Origin of the sequence: Pseudomonas sp. (assembly GCF_050739935.1) — a bacterium.
In the GTDB taxonomy this organism is placed as follows: Bacteria; Pseudomonadota; Gammaproteobacteria; order Pseudomonadales; family Pseudomonadaceae; genus Aquipseudomonas.
Genome location: NZ_JBOICF010000107.1, coordinates 1 through 17,030 on the forward strand (window position 1 = coordinate 1; position 17,030 = coordinate 17,030).

General features: G+C 60.6%; 18 protein-coding genes. 7 read left to right on the forward strand and 11 right to left on the reverse strand.

Annotated features, from left to right (window positions below):
- Positions 1 to 515 precede the first annotated feature (515 nt).
- The 4 genes from ACRER8_RS21195 (at position 516) to ACRER8_RS21210 (ending at position 5,946) form a co-directional block, all read left to right on the forward strand.
- Complete coding sequence (locus ACRER8_RS21195; protein WP_062384761.1) at positions 516 to 758, forward strand: exodeoxyribonuclease VII small subunit; 243 nt, start codon at positions 516 to 518, stop codon at positions 756 to 758.
- Complete coding sequence (gene ispA, locus ACRER8_RS21200) at positions 755 to 1,642, forward strand: (2E,6E)-farnesyl diphosphate synthase (protein ID WP_431748153.1); 888 nt, start codon at positions 755 to 757, stop codon at positions 1,640 to 1,642. The genes ACRER8_RS21195 and ispA overlap by 4 nt, the downstream gene beginning before the upstream one ends.
- 245 nt (positions 1,643 to 1,887) lie before the next feature.
- Entirely contained in the window at positions 1,888 to 3,789 is a 1,902-nt protein-coding gene (gene dxs / locus ACRER8_RS21205) for a 1-deoxy-D-xylulose-5-phosphate synthase (protein ID WP_431748154.1), read from the forward strand.
- Positions 3,790 to 4,062: 273 nt separating this feature from the next.
- The gene (locus tag ACRER8_RS21210; RefSeq protein WP_431748155.1) at positions 4,063 to 5,946 is read left to right on the forward strand and encodes a TonB-dependent receptor domain-containing protein; all 1,884 of its coding nucleotides are present in this window, start codon (positions 4,063 to 4,065) and stop codon (positions 5,944 to 5,946) included.
- Positions 5,947 to 6,082: 136 nt separating this feature from the next.
- On the opposite strand, the gene ACRER8_RS21215 is transcribed toward ACRER8_RS21210, so the two are convergent.
- The 11 genes from ACRER8_RS21215 to nrdR form a co-directional block, all read right to left on the reverse strand.
- Positions 6,083 to 6,871 carry a cobalamin-binding protein gene (locus tag ACRER8_RS21215; RefSeq protein ID WP_431748156.1) on the reverse strand — a complete coding sequence of 263 codons (789 nt, stop codon included), beginning with the start codon at positions 6,869 to 6,871 and terminating at the stop codon, positions 6,083 to 6,085.
- A gap of 82 nt (positions 6,872 to 6,953) precedes the next feature.
- A complete protein-coding gene (ribA, locus tag ACRER8_RS21220) occupies positions 6,954 to 7,571 on the reverse strand; it encodes a GTP cyclohydrolase II (RefSeq protein WP_431748157.1) in 618 nt (205 codons plus the stop codon).
- Between the two features lie 111 nt (positions 7,572 to 7,682).
- Entirely contained in the window at positions 7,683 to 8,489 is an 807-nt protein-coding gene (locus tag ACRER8_RS21225; protein WP_431748174.1) for an ABC transporter substrate-binding protein, read from the reverse strand.
- A 19-nt stretch (positions 8,490 to 8,508) separates the two neighbouring features.
- A complete protein-coding gene (locus tag ACRER8_RS21230; RefSeq protein WP_431748158.1) occupies positions 8,509 to 9,018 on the reverse strand; it encodes a phosphatidylglycerophosphatase A family protein in 510 nt (169 codons plus the stop codon).
- Positions 9,015 to 9,980, reverse strand: a complete 966-nt coding sequence (gene thiL / locus ACRER8_RS21235; RefSeq protein WP_431748175.1) for a thiamine-phosphate kinase — start codon at positions 9,978 to 9,980, stop codon at positions 9,015 to 9,017. Before thiL ends, ACRER8_RS21230 begins: the two co-directional genes overlap by 4 nt.
- A gap of 36 nt (positions 9,981 to 10,016) precedes the next feature.
- Positions 10,017 to 10,517: a transcription antitermination factor NusB gene (gene nusB, locus ACRER8_RS21240; RefSeq protein WP_431748159.1), complete on the reverse strand. Its 501-nt coding sequence runs from the start codon at positions 10,515 to 10,517 to the stop codon at positions 10,017 to 10,019.
- Positions 10,514 to 10,990 carry a 6,7-dimethyl-8-ribityllumazine synthase gene (ribH, locus tag ACRER8_RS21245; RefSeq protein WP_074756916.1) on the reverse strand — a complete coding sequence of 159 codons (477 nt, stop codon included), beginning with the start codon at positions 10,988 to 10,990 and terminating at the stop codon, positions 10,514 to 10,516. Before ribH ends, nusB begins: the two co-directional genes overlap by 4 nt.
- 147 nt (positions 10,991 to 11,137) lie before the next feature.
- Positions 11,138 to 12,229, reverse strand: a complete 1,092-nt coding sequence (ribBA, locus tag ACRER8_RS21250; protein ID WP_431748160.1) for a bifunctional 3,4-dihydroxy-2-butanone-4-phosphate synthase/GTP cyclohydrolase II — start codon at positions 12,227 to 12,229, stop codon at positions 11,138 to 11,140.
- A gap of 17 nt (positions 12,230 to 12,246) precedes the next feature.
- The gene (locus ACRER8_RS21255; RefSeq protein ID WP_133751886.1) at positions 12,247 to 12,918 is read right to left on the reverse strand and encodes a riboflavin synthase; all 672 of its coding nucleotides are present in this window, start codon (positions 12,916 to 12,918) and stop codon (positions 12,247 to 12,249) included.
- Positions 12,919 to 12,964: 46 nt separating this feature from the next.
- Positions 12,965 to 14,104 carry a bifunctional diaminohydroxyphosphoribosylaminopyrimidine deaminase/5-amino-6-(5-phosphoribosylamino)uracil reductase RibD gene (gene ribD, locus ACRER8_RS21260; RefSeq protein ID WP_431748161.1) on the reverse strand — a complete coding sequence of 380 codons (1,140 nt, stop codon included), beginning with the start codon at positions 14,102 to 14,104 and terminating at the stop codon, positions 12,965 to 12,967.
- 2 nt (positions 14,105 to 14,106) lie between these two features.
- Positions 14,107 to 14,571 carry a transcriptional regulator NrdR gene (gene nrdR, locus ACRER8_RS21265; RefSeq protein WP_165869747.1) on the reverse strand — a complete coding sequence of 155 codons (465 nt, stop codon included), beginning with the start codon at positions 14,569 to 14,571 and terminating at the stop codon, positions 14,107 to 14,109.
- A 173-nt stretch (positions 14,572 to 14,744) separates the two neighbouring features.
- Here nrdR and ACRER8_RS21270 point away from each other — a divergent pair, with 173 nt between their 5' ends.
- From ACRER8_RS21270 to trxA, 3 genes are all read left to right on the forward strand, one after another.
- Positions 14,745 to 15,197 (forward strand): YbaY family lipoprotein, encoded by a 453-nt coding sequence (locus ACRER8_RS21270; RefSeq protein ID WP_431748162.1) that lies wholly within the window; start codon positions 14,745 to 14,747, stop codon positions 15,195 to 15,197.
- On the forward strand, positions 15,194 to 15,847 hold the full coding sequence (locus tag ACRER8_RS21275; protein ID WP_431748163.1) for a class I SAM-dependent methyltransferase: 654 nt from the start codon (positions 15,194 to 15,196) through the stop codon (positions 15,845 to 15,847). Before ACRER8_RS21270 ends, ACRER8_RS21275 begins: the two co-directional genes overlap by 4 nt.
- Before the next feature lie 210 nt (positions 15,848 to 16,057).
- Positions 16,058 to 16,930, forward strand: a complete 873-nt coding sequence (gene trxA, locus ACRER8_RS21280) for a thioredoxin (RefSeq protein ID WP_431748164.1) — start codon at positions 16,058 to 16,060, stop codon at positions 16,928 to 16,930.
- Positions 16,931 to 17,030 lie beyond the last annotated feature (100 nt).

Genomic DNA, 17,030 nt, shown 5'->3' on the forward strand with positions numbered 1-17,030 from the left:
TAGGAGCCGGCTTGCTGGCGAATGCGTCGGGTCAGACACATCCATGCCGACTGACACCCCAGGTTCGCCAGCAAGCCGGCTCCTACAAAGTTCGCGCTCAGCGCTGAATTCGTGCTTGGCGAATGAATCCCGGCGAGAAACGTCCCCCGCCCGGCATCTCTCATTTGCCCCATTGCCCTCGTCTGCCAGTAACCTCCGGCGTCTCCCACGGGTATTGCGGCGTTGCGAAACCCTGTGGCTTACCCCGTATCACGGCGTCGCGAAACCCTGTGGCTCACCTCGTATTATTGTAGGAGCCGGCTTGCTGGCGAATGCGTCGGGTCAGACACATCCATGCCGACTGACACACTAGGTTCGCCTGCAAGCCGGCTCCTACATGGTTTGCGCTCAGCGCTGGAATTCGTGCTTGCGATGAATCCTGGCGAGAAACGGCCCCCGCCCGGCACCTCTAATTTGCCCCATTGCCGTCGCTCTGCTAGTGTCGCGCCGGTTTAACGTCTACCAGGATAGCCGCCATGGCCCGCAAGAAAGCTGCACTGGATTTCGAACAGTCCCTCACCGATCTGCAAACGCTGGTCGAGCGTCTGGAGAACGGCGAGCTGTCGCTGGAAGATTCATTGACCGCCTTCGAACAAGGCATTCGCCTGACGCGTGAGTGCCAGAGCGCGCTCGCGCAGGCCGAGCAGAAGGTCCAGGTGTTGCTGGAACGCGATGGCGAGCTGGCCGAGGAACCCTTCGACGCGGAACAGCCAGAATGATCGCCGAGTATCAGGCCCTCAGTCAGGCTCGCGTCAATGCTGCGCTGGAGAACCTGTTCGACGCCCCATCTGCTGAACTGACCCGTCTTTACCAGGCCATGCGCTACAGCGTCACCAATGGCGGCAAGCGTGTGCGCCCGTTGTTGGTTTACGCCGCTTGCGAGGCCTTGGGTGGCAATGCGGAGCACGCCAATGGCGCAGCCTGCGCAGTCGAGCTGATCCACGCATATTCGCTGGTTCACGACGATCTGCCCGCGATGGACGACGACGATCTGCGTCGCGGCCTGCCAACTACCCATAAAGCCTTTGATGAAGCCTGCGCGATTCTCGCCGGTGACGGTCTGCAGACGTTAGCGTTCAGCGTGCTGAGCGACAGCAAACTGAACCCGCTAGACGCCGAAACCCGGCTGAAAATGATCGCCTCCCTCGCTCATGCGGCAGGTCCTGCGGGCATGGTCGGAGGGCAAGCGATCGATCTCGGTTCGGTGGGCCTGAAGCTCGACCAGACCGCCCTCGAATTCATGCACCGGCACAAGACCGGCGCGCTGATCGAGGCCAGTGTCAGGCTGGGCGCGCTGGCCAGCGGACGAGCCAGTCAGGTTCAACTCGACTCGCTACAGATCTACGCGCGCGCCGTCGGCCTGGCCTTTCAGGTGCAGGACGACATCCTCGACGTCGAAAGCGATACCGCAACGCTCGGTAAACGCCAAGGCGCCGATATTGCCCGCGACAAGCCAACCTATCCCGCGTTGCTCGGCCTGGAAGAAGCCAAGCATTACGCGATGGAACTGCGCGATCAGGCGCTGGTGGCGCTGCGACCTTTCGACGCGGCCGCCGAGCCCCTGCGTGCACTGGCGCGTTATATCGTCGAACGACGCAACTGATCTGCCGCGCTGACTAAAGCCTTGCAGAACGTCTGTTCTGGGCTGCATCCGCACCAAGATGTCGGTGCAGCCGATAAATTTTCCTCGTTAGATGAATTTATCGCGGGCAAGCGCGCTCCTACAAAGGGACACGCCGTTGTATCGGTCCATGCCGCTCCCATTTGAACATCCATCGGATTCAGTTCATGGGCAGCTCGCGATGCATCAGGTAAACTGCCGCCTCTTTCACTATAACGATTCGCCTGATGCCCACGACGTTCAAAGAGATTCCCCGCGAGCGCCCGTCCACGCCACTGCTTGACAAGGCAGCGACGCCGGACGGCCTGCGCCGGTTAGGTGAAGCCGAGCTCGAAGCCCTGGCTGATGAACTGCGCCTGGAGCTGCTCTATACCGTTGGCCAGACTGGCGGCCACTTCGGTGCCGGCCTTGGCGTCATCGAACTGACCGTGGCCCTGCATTACGTCTTCGATACCCCCGACGACCGGCTGGTCTGGGACGTCGGCCATCAGGCGTACCCGCACAAGATTCTCACCGGTCGTCGTGAGCGGATGTCGACCCTGCGCCAGAAAGGCGGAGTGGCGGCCTTCCCGCGTCGCGGCGAGAGCGAGTACGACACCTTCGGCGTCGGCCACTCCAGCACTTCTATCAGTGCCGCGCTGGGCATGGCGATTGCCGCCCGCCTGCAGGGCAGCGAGCGCAAATCCATCGCGGTCATTGGCGACGGTGCACTGACTGCGGGCATGGCATTCGAGGCGTTGAACCATGCCCCCGAAGTCAAAGCCGACATGCTGGTGATCCTCAATGACAACGACATGTCGATCTCGCGCAACGTCGGCGGCTTGTCGAATTATCTGGCGAAGATTCTTTCCAGCCGCACCTATGCAAGCATGCGCGAAGGCAGCAAGAAAGTGCTGTCGCGTCTGCCGGGCGCGTGGGAAATCGCCCGTCGCACCGAGGAATACGCCAAAGGCATGCTGGTGCCGGGCACATTGTTCGAAGAGTTGGGCTGGAACTACATCGGCCCTATCGACGGCCATGACCTGCCGACGCTGATCGCGACGCTGCGCAACATGCGCGACCTGAAAGGTCCGCAGTTCCTGCATGTCGTCACCAAGAAGGGCAAGGGTTTCGCCCCGGCCGAGGTCGATCCGATCGGCTATCACGCAATCACCAAGCTCGACCCGTTGGATGCACCCGCCATCGTGCCAAAGAAGCCCGGCGGGCCGAAGTATTCCGGCGTGTTTGGCCAATGGCTGTGCGACATGGCCGAGGCCGATGAGCGCGTGGTCGGCATCACCCCGGCGATGAAAGAAGGCTCTGATCTTGTCGCGTTCAGCGAGCGCTTCCCGGAGCGTTACTTCGACGTGGCCATTGCCGAGCAGCATGCGGTCACCTTGGCAGCGGGCATGGCCTGCGAGGGCGCCAAGCCGGTGGTGGCGATCTATTCCACCTTCCTGCAGCGTGGCTATGACCAGCTGATTCACGACGTCGCAGTGCAAAATCTGGACGTGCTGTTCGCCATCGATCGTGCAGGTCTGGTAGGCGAAGACGGTCCGACTCACGCTGGCAGCTTCGATCTGTCGTTCCTGCGTTGCATCCCCAACATGCTGGTGATGACCCCGAGCGACGAGAACGAAATGCGCAAGATGCTCAGCACCGGTCATCTGTTCAATGGCCCGGCTGCGGTGCGTTACCCGCGTGGCACTGGCCCGAATGCCGTGATCGACAGCGCGCTTGAACCTTTGGAAATCGGCAAGGGCGTGGTACGTCGCCAAGGCAACAAGGTTGCGATGTTGGTGTTCGGCGTGCAGCTGGCCGAGGCGCTGAAAGTCGCTGACAAGATCGATGCCACTGTAGTCGACATGCGTTTTGTGAAACCGCTGGATGAGGCACTGGTCCGCGAAATCGCCGGCAGCCACGATCTACTGGTGACCATCGAAGAAAACGCCATCATGGGTGGTGCCGGTGCGGCGGTCAGCGAGTTTCTGGCGCGGGAGGACATTCTCAAGTCAGTGCTGCACCTGGGGCTGCCGGATGTCTACGTCGAACACGCCAAACCGGCGCAGATGCTGTCCGAATGCGGATTGGATGCGGATGGCATTGAAGCGTCGATCAACAAGCGTTTGCTCAAACTCTCAAATACCTGACACAACCGCATTACCCTGTGGGAGCGAATTCATTCGCGACAGGCCAGCACATTCGCTGTAAATCTGGCGCCTGATCGATTGCATCGCGAATGAATTTGCTCCACAGCGTGCTCTGCTGTCCTTTCCCCCAACGTGATCGCTCCTCCGTGCGGGAACGATCCCCAATCAGCCAACACATTCCTTCGTAGCAGTCCGGCTTATCGGCGGTAGCGATCTCAGTGACGCCACCGCCGACAAGCCGGACTGCTAAAGAGGATCGCGACAAGACAAACAATGAATCTCTCTCGCCTCGCATTTGCCCTCTCCCTGTTGCCCGCCGCGCAAAGCTTCGCTGATCAACCCGATCGCGAAGACGCCTTGAAGCTGTCCGATGTCGTCATCAGCGCCAACCGTCAGGTCGAACAGCGCGATGCCAGCACGGCTGCGAACACGGTTTTCACCCGCGCCGACATCGAACGTCTGCAACCGACCAGTATCACTGACCTGCTCAATCGCGTGCCGGGCGTGCAGGTTGCCCCCAGCGGTGGGCGTGGCAGTCTGCCGGGAATTTACATTCGCGGGACCAAGGCTGCCCAAAGCCTGGTGCTGGTCGACGGCCAGCGCATCGCCAACGCCACGTCCGCCGACAGCGCCCTGCAATACCTCAGCGTTGAGCAGGTCGAGCGGGTCGAGGTGCTACGGGGTTCGCGTTCGGTCGTTTACGGGGCCGATGCCATTGGCGGGGTAATCCAGATTTTTACCCGACGCGGCGCCGAACAAGGCCTGCAAGCGCGTCTGCACAGCAGCTTCGGCAATCGCGACACCTGGCAAAACAGCCTTGGCTTGTCGGGCGGTGACGAACGAACGCATTTCAACCTCAGCACCAGCCTCGATGAAACCGCAGGCATCGACCGCACTGGACCGTCTTTCGCCAGCGACGATGACCAAGACGCCTATCGCAATAAGTCCTACAGCCTGAATTTTAGCCATTGGCTGAGCGATGACGTGGAAATCGGCTTTAACGCGCTGGATAACAAAGGCAAGACCGAGTTCGATAACCCATTCGGCCTGTTCGACCCGGTCACCTTCAACAGCGTTGGCCAGCAGCAGTACAGCGATTTCGACCTCAGCAGTCTGGGCACTTACATCGATGCCCGCATTAACGACCGCTGGAAAACCCGTCTGGAACTGGGCCACAGCGAAAACCGTGAGAAGACGTTCGACAAGCTCAGCGATGACCGCTACGTGTTCAATACCTATCGCGACTCGGTCAACTGGCAGAACGACCTGACGTTGGACGAGCGCAACAGTCTGACGCTCGGCGGCGATTGGTATGACGATAGGGTCAACAGCAGCACGCCCTTCGATGAAGACAGCCGCTGGAACCGCGCCGCATTCATCCAGCATCGTTTCAAAGGCGAAGGGTTTTCCACAGAGCAGGGGCTGCGTCACGACCAGAATCAGCAATTCGGCAGCCAGAATACCTGGAGCGGCACGCTGACCGTGCCTGTCAACGAGGCCAACGATGTGCTGCTGTCCTACAGCGAAGGCTTCCGCGCGCCGACATTCAACGATTTGTATTATCCAGACTTCAGTAACCCGAACCTCAAGCCCGAGCACTCGAAAAGCTACGAACTGCAATGGCGCAGTCGCTTGAGCGATACCAGCAAACTCGAGGCGTCGCTGTACCGCACCGACCTGAAAGACGCAATTGCACTCGATAGCGACTTCCGGCCCGAGAACATCGGTTCGGCCCGAATCAACGGTTTCGAGGCGTCGCTTGAGCAACAATTGTTCGGCTGGACCGGTAAACTCGGCGCTTCGATAATCGACCCCCGCGACCGCGACACCGGCCATACGCTTAACCGACGCGCACGCCGGACCTTGAATCTGGACATCGACCACCAGTTCGATCGTCTCGGCGTCGGCGCCAGCTGGCAGGCGGTAAGCAACAGCTACAACGACGAGGCGAACACCCAGAACATCGGCGGTTACGCATTGTTTGGTCTACGCAGCAGTTGGAAGGCGAGCGATGAAGTGAGGCTGGAGTTCAAGCTGGATAACGCGCTGGACAAGGGCTACAGCCGCACGCTGTACAGCTTTGATGGCAACAACTACGGGTACCGCGAAGAAGGGCGGACCTGGATGGTTGGCGTGACCTGGACGCCTGGTCTGTAGATCATCTGAACGGCGCAAATCCCCTGTGGGAGCGATTCATTCGCGATGCAATCTGGCATACGTCAGACGCGTGCCGGATGCACCGACCTCTGGAGAATGAATTCGCCCCCTCAGGGAGTCTTCGGCGTCATCAGGCTTAGCGCCCGGGTGAGAGGGATTCACACAGCTTCGCCACTGCGCCCAACATCTGCGCACTCGGCCGCTCGATGCCTTTATCCGGCACTGCCAGCATGCGGGCTTTCAGCGAGGGCCAGGTTTTCCAGAGGTTCAGCTGCGAGGTTGAACCTGCAACGACCACTTCCGGATTTCGCTGCAAAACGGCTTCAAGGCTGACTTGTGGCGCAGGCTGACTGACATCGGCAAAGACATTACGCGCTCCGCAGATACTCAGCGCATCACTGATGATCTGCCCACCGCCAACGGTGTACAGCGGCTGATCCCAGACCTGATAAAACACGCTCGTGGGGTCTTCGCGGTGGTAGCGCTGACGCAATTCCGACAGCCGCTGACGAAACTCTCCCGCCACCTGCCGCCCCCGCTCGGCGCGCCCCAGACGCTCACCGATCTGTTCGATCTGATCGGCAAGCTGATCCAGCGTGTGCGGCTCGGCAGTGAAAGTGGGAATGTTCAAGCGCTTCAGTTGATCACGCTGCGCGACACTGACACTGCCCGGCCATAGCAACAACAGATCGGGCCGCAGACTGAGCAATCGCTCCATTTCCAGCTGCCCGTATCGCCCCACCGAAGGCAGAGCATTGACAGCTGCAGGACGATCCCCGCCATCCAGCACTCCGACCAACAGATCGGCAGCATTCAGTTCAATGACGATTTCAGTCAGTGAAGGCGCAAGGCTGATGACTCGCTCAGCAGCGCCGACAGGCCAGACAGTCAGCAACAGCAGCAGACAGGCGAAGAGGCGACGCATCAGGCCGACTGGCGCGGGATGCAGCAGCGATACGAACGAGCGGTTCTGGACAGCGCAAGACCACGGCGCACGTTGCCGCGTGTCACGCCGGATCGACCTCACTCTGATGTTCGTTGCCCATCATGTGGCCCAGCTTGCCAGCCTTGGTGGCCAGGTACAGCTTGTTGTGCGGGTTATGGCCGGTATGCAGCGGTACGCGCTCAGCAACGGCGATGCCCATATCGGTCAAGGCTTTGACCTTGCGCGGATTGTTGGTCATCAAACGCAACGACTTCACGCCCAGATGCTCCAGCATCGGCAGGCAGATCGCGTAATCGCGCTGATCAGCAGCAAAACCCAGGCGTTCGTTGGCTTCAACGGTGTCGGCGCCGCCATCCTGCAGTTCATAGGCACGGATCTTGTTCATCAGGCCAATGCCGCGTCCTTCCTGACGCAGGTACATCAAAACGCCACGTCCTTCGGACGCAATAGCGCGCAATGCCGCTTCGAGTTGAGAGCCGCAATCGCAACGCTGGCTGAACAGCGCATCGCCCGTCAGGCACTCGGAGTGCACCCGACCGAGAACCGGGGCGCCGTCTGATACATCGCCGAGGCTGAGGACTACATGTTCGCGACCGGTTTCCTGCTCGAGGAAGCCGTTCATTGTAAAAGTGGCAAAAGGGGTAGGCAGCTTGGAAGCCGCGACAAATACGACGGGCACCGTGTGCTCCTGATCAGTATGGGGGCTGGAAATTCGCAAGGCGGCATTGTAACAGCAGGTTCCAGCAGACGCTTAGGCTGAATTGTCGGCCGTTCAGATCAGGAAGTTTGATCATTGCCTGATGCCCGTCTTGCCGAGACCGTCATCTGTATCGAACGGATAAGGCTGCTTCCAGCGGGCGAAGATGGGTCGCAGCGCCCCGGAACGTACAAGTTGCGCCATGCGCTTATCGAATAGATCACGCAGAAAACGGCCTCGGGAATTGTCGGCAAAGCTCAGGTACAGTGGGATCGCCACCAGATAGGTTGCGCGAAAACGCTGCGGCTCCCTGGTCTGCCCGAGGATGAAGTCCACTTCCGGTTTCGCATCTATATAAAGATCGGCGCGGCTCTGATCGAGCATCGAGAGGATATGATCCCGGCGGGCGACTTCGTTGAAGTGCACGACGTTGGGCAGGTAATGCTGAAACTGGTAACCCCGAAACCAGGCCAGACGATAGCTGCCGAGGTTTCTCAACGTCGGAGCAGGGTTGGAGGCCAGACCCAGCGCATAGATTTCATCAGTGTCGTAGTGCCATCTGGGGTACAACGTGCCTTCGACTTCATTTGCGTAGGCCCCCACCCACGCATCCGCCTCGCCGCGCTGCACCAGGCCAACCGCACGGGTGTAGGGTTCGATGCGCGGCTTGACCTTGATCCCCGCCGGCTCGAACAGTTCGCGCATCAGGTCCCAACCCAGGCCGCTACCGTCGACTTCGGTGTAGGCATTCCAATGCTCGCTGACGAGGACGATGTCGACCGGCTTATCTGGTGAAGATTCGGGCAAAGGATCACGCAAGGCGCCAGCGCGGACCGGACTCACAGCCAACCAGAAGCCCATCATCAAAATCGACAGGCCCAGCAGCCATTTCATCCCCATGCGATCCATGAGTCGTTTCCTATATGACACCCCATATCCAGACTAGACCCTGCATCGCCAACCACGCAAAAACCCCGGCAAGAACGTCATCCAGCATGATGCCGACGCCGCCGTGCACGTGCTTGTCGATCCAGTGGATGGGCCATGGCTTGAGAATGTCGAAGAAACGGAACACCAGGAATCCCACCAGCAACCAGACCCAGCCTTCGGGCACCAGCCACAGGGTGATCCACATGCCGACCATTTCATCCCAGACGATGCCTTCGTGGTCATGGACGCGCAGATCGTCGGCCACCTTGCCGCACAGCCAGAAGCCGAACAGCATGGTGATGCCCAGCATCAGCCAGTAGCCCCAGTCCGGCAGCATCTGCCACAACGGAATGAATGGCACGGCGACCATCGAACCCCAAGTTCCCGGCGCCTTGGGCAAGGTGCCGGAGCCGAAGCCGAAGGCCAGGAAATGCCAGGGATTGGTCCACACCGACGGCGGAACGTTTTCCGCCGGGACCTGATTAGGATGATCTGTCACCGTGTCTCCCGAAAATGTTGATAACCCCGAGTCAACGGAGTGACGTCCTGCCCTTGATCGTCGATGAGCGTTACGCCCTGCCCTTCGACCACGCGGCCGATCACGAAAATCGGCCAACCAGCGGCGATGAGGTCAGCCAGCAATGATGGCGGGAGTGTGAACGCGAGTCTGTAGTCGTCGCCGCCACTGAGCGCGGCATTGAGCGCCTCGTCAGCGCCGAAAAACGCCAACAGCGCGTCAGACATCGGCACTTTGTCCCGCTCCACCAGCAGGCGTACGCCCGATGCCAACGCGATATGTCCGCAATCGGCCAGCAACCCGTCGGAGATATCCAGCGCCGATGTAGCCTTACCGCGCAATGCCTGCCCCAAGGCCAACTGTGGCTGCGGCGACCAGTAGCGCGCCAGCAAAGCCTGTGTGGTAGACGCCTGGGTGCTGCGCTGGTTCAACACCAGCGGTAGCGCCCCGGCACCGTCGCCCAAAGGCCCACCAACGCATAATAGATCCCCGGACCGCGCGCCGCTGCGGGTCAACGCCTGCCCTGCCGGTACTGAACCCAATACAGTCACGGTAAGGCTCAATGGCCCGCGCGTGGTATCGCCGCCAATCAGGCGCAGCGAACAGCCTTGAGCCATCTGGTTCAAACCGCGGGCAAACGCTTGCAGCCAGGCGGCGGAAACCTCCGGCAAGGTCAAGGCAAGAGTGAATGCGAGGGGTTTGGCGCCCATGGCTGCCAGATCGCTGGCAGAGACGCCGAGGGCGCGCTGGCCCAGCAGGAAAGGATCGCAGACGTCGGGGAAATGCACCCCGGCGACCAGCGTATCGGTGGAAATCGCCAGTTGTTCGCCGGGGGCCACCGACAACAGGGCGCAATCGTCACCGATCCCCAACGCGACACCTTCGTCGGGCTGCGCACAAGGCGCAGCGGCAAAGTAATTGCGGATCAGCTCGAACTCGCCCATGGCATCAAACACTAGAGGTTCTGGAGATCCAGACCCTCAGCGCTTGTGAGCCTTCACTTCGACTTCGCGCAGACGCGGAGCCAGCTTGTCGAGCACGCCGTTGACGAACTTGTGGCCGTCGGTCGAACCGTAGACTTTCGCCAGTTCGATACCTTCGTTGATAACCACGCGGTACGGCACGTCGATACGTTCGAGCAACTCCCAGGTCGAAAGGCGCAATACAGCCAGTTCAACCGGGTCCAGCTCTTCGATCGTGAGATCCAGGCAAGGCGCCAGCGCAGCGTCGATCTGGTCTTTTTTGGACGGAACACCGTGAAGAATTTCGCGGAAATAGGCGCCGTCCACTTCGCTGAAATCGTTGTCGACGCGGAACTGCGCCTCGATTTCGTTCAGCGATTGTTTGGCCATGTGCAACTGGTACAAGGCCTGCGTCGCCAGCTGACGGGCAGCACGGCGCTTTTCACTTTTCGATGGCTTGCCGGCGTCCGCTGGGCGCGGGTCGCGAGGGTTGAAGCGATCGCTTTCGTCGTTAATCACTTGGCCTCCAACTGCGCCAACAGGCTGACCATCTCGATGGCGGACAGGGCAGCTTCTGCGCCCTTGTTACCGGCCTTGGTGCCGGAACGTTCGATGGCTTGTTCGATGGAATCAACGGTCAGCACGCCAAAGGCAACCGGCACGCCGAACTCCATGGAGACCTGAGCCAGGCCCTTGGTGCATTCGCCAGCGACGTATTCGAAGTGCGGGGTGCCGCCACGAATGACTGCGCCCAGTGCGATGATCGCGGAGAACTCGCTGCGTTGAGCGACTTTCTGCACGACCAGCGGGATTTCGAACGCGCCCGGTGCGCGGATGATGGTGATGTCGCTTTCGCTCACGCCATGGCGAACCAGTGCATCAACGGCACCGCTCACCAGGCTTTCCACGACGAAGCTGTTGAAGCGGCCAACCACCAGGGCATAGCGGCCTTGAGGGGCGATGAAGGTACCTTCGATGGTCTTCAGGGTCATTCGGCTGAGTCTCGTGTTCTCGTATTAAAGAGCAAGCAAGCGCGCATCAGGCGCGCGCTTTCAGGGATTTTAGGCCACGAATCGGCGACCGCGGGCACAAAAACCGTGAAAACGTTGACGCTTCCACGGTCTTTCAACTGCCGGTCTTTATTCGGAGGGCACGTATTCTACAACTTCCAGATCGAAACCGGATATCGCATTGAACTTCATGGGCGAACTCATCAGGCGCATTTTGCGTACGCCCAAGTCGCGAAGGATCTGCGAACCGGCACCGACAGTGCTGTAAGTCGTCGGCGTCTTGACCGGCGCGGCACCTGCGGTTTCCCGAACATGAGCCAGCACGGCGTCGCCATCAAGAGGGTGACCGAGCAGCAGAACCACACCGCTGCCCGCCTCTGCCACAGCGGTCATTGCGGCGCGCAGGCTCCAGCGGCCGGGCTGTTTGACCAATAACAGGTCGCGCAGAGGGTCCATGTTGTGAACGCGAACCAGGGTCGGTTCGTCTGCATAGATCTTGCCCAGGGTCAGCGCCAGGTGAACGTCACCCTCGACCGAATCGCGGTAGGTCACCAGATTGAACTGGCCCTGTTCAGTGTCCAGCGGCTGCTCGGCAATCCGCTGAACGGTACGTTCGTGGATCATCCGGTAATGGATCAGATCGGCGATGGTGCCGATCTTGATGTTATGTTCGGCGGCAAACGCTTCCAGTTCAGCGCGACGAGACATGGTGCCGTCGTCATTCATCACTTCGCAGATCACGCCGGTCGGCTCGAAACCGGCCATGCGCGCCAGATCGCACGCAGCTTCCGTATGGCCTGCGCGGGACAAGGTGCCGCCGGCCTGGGCCATCAGGGGGAAGATATGGCCGGGGCTGACGATGTCGTCGGCCTTGGCGTCCTTGGCGGCAGCGGCCTGCACGGTACGCGCGCGGTCGGCAGCGGAAATGCCGGTGGTCACGCCTTCAGCGGCTTCGATGGAAACAGTGAACTTGGTGCCGAAACCCGAACCGTTGCGCGGCGCCATCAGCGGCAGTTTCAGGGCTTCGCAACGCTCGCGGGTCATCGGCATGCAGATGAGGCCACGGGCATAACGCGCCATGAAGTTGATGTGCTCGGCCTTGACGCACTCGGAGGCCATGATCAGATCGCCTTCGTTCTCGCGATCTTCGTCATCCATGAGGATGACCATCTTGCCTTGGCGAATGTCTTCAACCAGTTCTTCGATGCTATTGAGCGCCACTCGGCACCCCCTTCGATTCAGGATTTGAGGTAGCCGTTGGCGGCCAGAAAGCTTTCGGTGATGTTGCCGCCCTGGGCAGGAGTAGGATCGGCGGCCTTGTCACCGAGCAACAGGCGCTCCAGGTAACGCGCCAGCAGATCCACTTCCAGGTTGATCTTACGGCCAGGGCGGTAGTCGCCCATGATGGTCTCGGCCAGCGTATGCGGCACGATGGTCAGCTCGAACTCGGCGCCATTGACGGCGTTCACGGTCAGGCTGGTGCCGTCGACAGTAATCGAACCCTTGTGCGAGATGTACTTGGCCAACTCACGGGGGGCGCGCATGCGGAACTGGATCGCACGTGCGTTTTCCTCGCGGGACAGCACTTCGCCGACGCCGTCGACGTGACCGCTGACCAGATGGCCACCCAAGCGAGTGGTCGGGGTCAGGGCTTTTTCCAGGTTGACGCGGCTGCCGGTCTTCAGATCGACGAACGCGGTGACGTCCAGGGTCTCGCGGCTGACATCAGCCCAGAAACCGTCGCCCGGCAGCTCAACGGCTGTCAGACACACGCCGTTCACCGCGATACTGTCGCCGAGTTTGACGTCGGAAAGGTCAAGTTTGCCGGTCTCTACATAAACGCGGACGTCGCCGCCTTTAGGGGTCAGGGCGCGGATACTGCCAATGGATTCGATAATGCCGGTAAACATGGGTCCTCCGGGAGAACAGGGCCAGCGTTGGGACGATGGCCGGGAATTATACGCTCGGGTTCGGCGTCGGTATTGCGATCACGCGCCAATCACTTCCAATTGCGCGCATTTCGACGATTTTCAGCTCCAGCGACTCACTCATCTGCGCCAGTGGCAAATCCAGTAGGGGGCGCGCGGACGATCCCATAAACTTGGCCGCCACGAAAATCTGGAACTCATCCACCAGCCCCAACCGCGTGAAGGCGCCGGCGAGTCTGGGTCCGGCTTCGACCAGTATGTCGTTCACACCGCGCGCTGCCAGCTCTACCAGCAATTTGCGCAGATCGACATGACCGCCACTACTTGGCAGCGCCAACAATTCATGACCCTGTTCCTGATAACGCTCGCGAGCCGACGCGGCGGCGCAGGTGGCGACCAGCGCGTTGTCGGCCTTGAAAAACGGTGCGTCGAGGGGGACACGAAGACGGCCATCGACCAGTACGCGCAACGGCGGACGGGTCACCGCCAGCGCGGTCAGTTCGGCGTTCAGGCCCAGCTCATCGGGGCGCACGGTGAGTCGGGCATCGTCGGCCAGAATGGTATCGGCGCCGGTCAGCACCACACTCGATTGCGCGCGCAGACGCTGTACCGCCGAGCGCGCTTCGGGCCCGGTGATCCACTTGCTCTCGCCGCTGGCCATCGCCGTGCGACCATCGAGACTCATCGCCAGCTTGACCCGCACATACGGCAGGCCATGTTCCATGCGCTTGAGGAAGCCCTTGTTGATCGCCCGCGCCTCGCTTTCCAGTACGCCGCTCTGTACCGCGATACCGGCGCTCATCAGGCGCAGCAGGCCACGTCCGGCGACATCGGGATTGGGGTCTTGCATCGCTGCGACCACTCGGCCGACACCGGCATTGACCAATGCGTCGGCACACGGCGGAGTACGCCCATGATGGCTGCAGGGCTCAAGCGTGACGTACGCCGTAGCGCCTTTGGCTTTGTCGCCTGCCTGGCGCAGCGCGTGCACTTCGGCGTGGGGTTCGCCTGCGCGCGCATGCCAGCCCTCGCCGACCACCTCGCCATCGCGCACGATCACACAGCCGACGCGGGGATTGGGATGCGTCGAATAGACGCCCTTGCGCGCCAGCTCAAGCGCTCGCGCCATATAAAAAGCGTCGAGTACGCTTTGCTCTGTGGAGGACATGCTCACTCTTTAACCGGCTCGCGGGCCAGTCGATCGATTTCTTCGCGGAATTCGTTGAGGTCCTGGAACCGCCGATACACCGACGCAAAGCGGATGTAAGCCACTTCGTCGAGCTTCTGCAGCTCGCCCATTACCAGCTCGCCGACGATCAAGGACTTGACCTCGCGCTCACCGGTCGCTCGCAGCTTGCTCTTGATATGGGCCAGGGCCGCTTCCAGTCGCTCGACGCTGACGGGACGCTTCTCCAGCGCGCGCTGCATACCGGCGCGCAGCTTTTCTTCATCGAAGGGCTGGCGGCTGCCGTCCTGCTTGATCAGCCGGGGTAGAACCAGTTCGGCGGTTTCGAAAGTGGTGAAACGTTCACCGCAGGCAACGCATTCACGACGGCGGCGTACTTGATCGCCTTCGGCGACGAGGCGCGAGTCAATGACTTTGGTGTCGTTGGCACCGCAAAAGGGACAGTGCATGGTGGCAGGCAACAAAAAAAGGGAGGGTCATGGTAGCGCATCCCGCCCGCAAGACAAGTCTCGGGCTTTGAGGTATATAGACGCGCATTCGGTGCAGCCAAATCTGTCACCCTCGGCGATACTGCGCGATGTCGCGTTGACCTTATCGATTTTGTTTCCTGCTGGAGCTGTTCATGTCGCTACGTTCGCTTGCCGTCATCAGCCTGCTCGGTTTGCTCGCCGCCTGTAGCTCCACTGAGCCGCCCAAATCCGCGGCCCCGGCCAAACCTGCGCCCAACGCAATCAAACTGCCCGAAAGCCCTGGTCCGCTGCTGCCTTATCAACGCGAGGTGAGCGGCCAGTTGCTGGGTGTGCCGGCTGGCGCGGAAGTCGAATTGGCGTTGCTGGTCATCGACGATCGCAATCGCCCGCAGAAGCTTTTAAGCAGCACCAAGCTCATGGGCAACAATCAGTCGCTGCCGTTCCAGCTGCGCTTCAACCCCGAGGCCTTCCCCGAAGGCGCGCGGGTAGAGTTGCGAGGTCGCGCCAGCCAGTCCGGGCAATTGACCCTGCATCTGCCGTCGGTGCTGATCGCCAAGCCTGAAACCCAATCGCTTGGCCAGTTGCAGTTCGTTAAAGCGCCATGATGCCCCCGCCGCACCTGCAGGCGGCATTGAACGAGCTGCTGGGCGACGCCCGGCTAGTCGCCGAGTCGTTGCCGGGCACTGATCTGAAGTTGTGGCTGATCGACGCTGACAACATGGATCGCGCATTCAGCCCGGATGAGACTCGACGCATTCTGGAAGAGCCGCCTTATTGGAGTTTCTGTTGGGCCAGTGGCCTGGCACTGGCCCGTTTTCTTGCTGAGCATCCGCACTGGGTAGAGGGCAAGCGTGTGCTGGACTTCGGCGCAGGATCGGGTGTCGCGGCCATTGCGGCGGTGAAGGCCGGGGCGTTGGAGGTGGTGGCGTGTGATCTTGATCCGGTCGCGATCGCGGCCTGCAAGGCGAATGCGCAACTTAACGGCATAACGCTCAGCTATTCGGCGGATTTCTTCGCCGAGGCAGATCGCTTCGATCTGATTCTGGTCGCCGACGTACTGTACGACCGCGCCAACCTGCCGCTGCTTGATCAATTCCTGAGTCGCGGCAAACAGGCGCTGGTTGCCGATTCGCGGGTGCGGGACTTTCAGCATCCGGCTTATGAGCGGTTGGGAATACTTGAGGCGCTGACCTTGCCGGATCTGGCCGAGCCCTGGGAGTTTCGGCGGGTGAGCCTGTATCACGCGGTGCGGTGATGAGATTTATGGACGACCGCTATCCACTGTGGGAGCGAATTCATTCGCGAGAGGCCAGTACATCCAATACACATTGGTGTGTGGCCCATTGCTTCGCGAATGAATTCGCTCCCACAGGGTGAGATTTGCGTCGGTCCGTCCCTACTGCCTTCCGACAATTCCCCCAGCCCTTTATAGTTGCCGCCATTGAGCCTTTTTTCGAGAGTTACGATGAGCCAGGAAACGCCGTACATCTTCGATGCGACCACTGCCACTTTCGATCAGTTGGTCATCGAGAATTCCTTTCACAAACCCGTGCTCGTGGATTTCTGGGCCGAGTGGTGCGCGCCGTGCAAGGTGCTGATGCCGCTGCTGCAACAGATCGCCGAGAGCTATCAAGGCGAGTTGCTGCTGGCCAAGGTCGATTGCGACGCCGAGCAGGATATCGTTGGCCGCTTTGGCATTCGCAGCCTGCCGACCGTGGTGCTGTTCAAGGACGGTCAGCCGGTCGATGGTTTCGCCGGTGCACAGCCCGAGTCAGAAATCCGCAAACTGCTCGAACCCCATGTGAAACTGCCGCCTCCCGCCGCAGCCGATCCACTGCAGACCGCTCAGGCGATGTTTGCCGAGAGCCACTTCGCGGAAGCCGAAGCCGTTCTGCAGACCATTCTCAGCGAAGACAACACCAACGCCGCCGCGCTGATTCTGTATGCCCGTTGTCTGGCCGAACGTGGTGAGTTGAATGAAGCCCGTACCGTGCTGGACGCGGTCAAGGGCGATGAGCACAAAGCGGCGCTGGCCGGCGCTAAAGCCCAGTTAACGTTCCTTGGCGAAGCGGCCGCTCTGCCGGATGTGGCCGATCTCAAAACGCGTCTTGCGCAAAATCCGCAGGACGACGAAGCGGCGCATCAACTGGCGATTCAACAGCTGTCGCGCCAGCAATACGATGCGGCGCTGGAAGGTCTGCTCAAGCTATTCATCCGCAACCGCAGCTACAACGAAGGTCAGCCGCACAAGACGCTACTTCAGGTGTTCGACCTGTTGGGCAACGATCACCCGCTAGTCACGACCTATCGTCGCAAGCTGTTTGCTGCGTTGTATTAACGAGACGATTCAAAACTCTGGGAGCGAATTCATTCGCGAAAATCGTGTAGCTGATACAGCTGTGTCGACTGTACTGACTTCTCGCGAATGAATTCGCTCC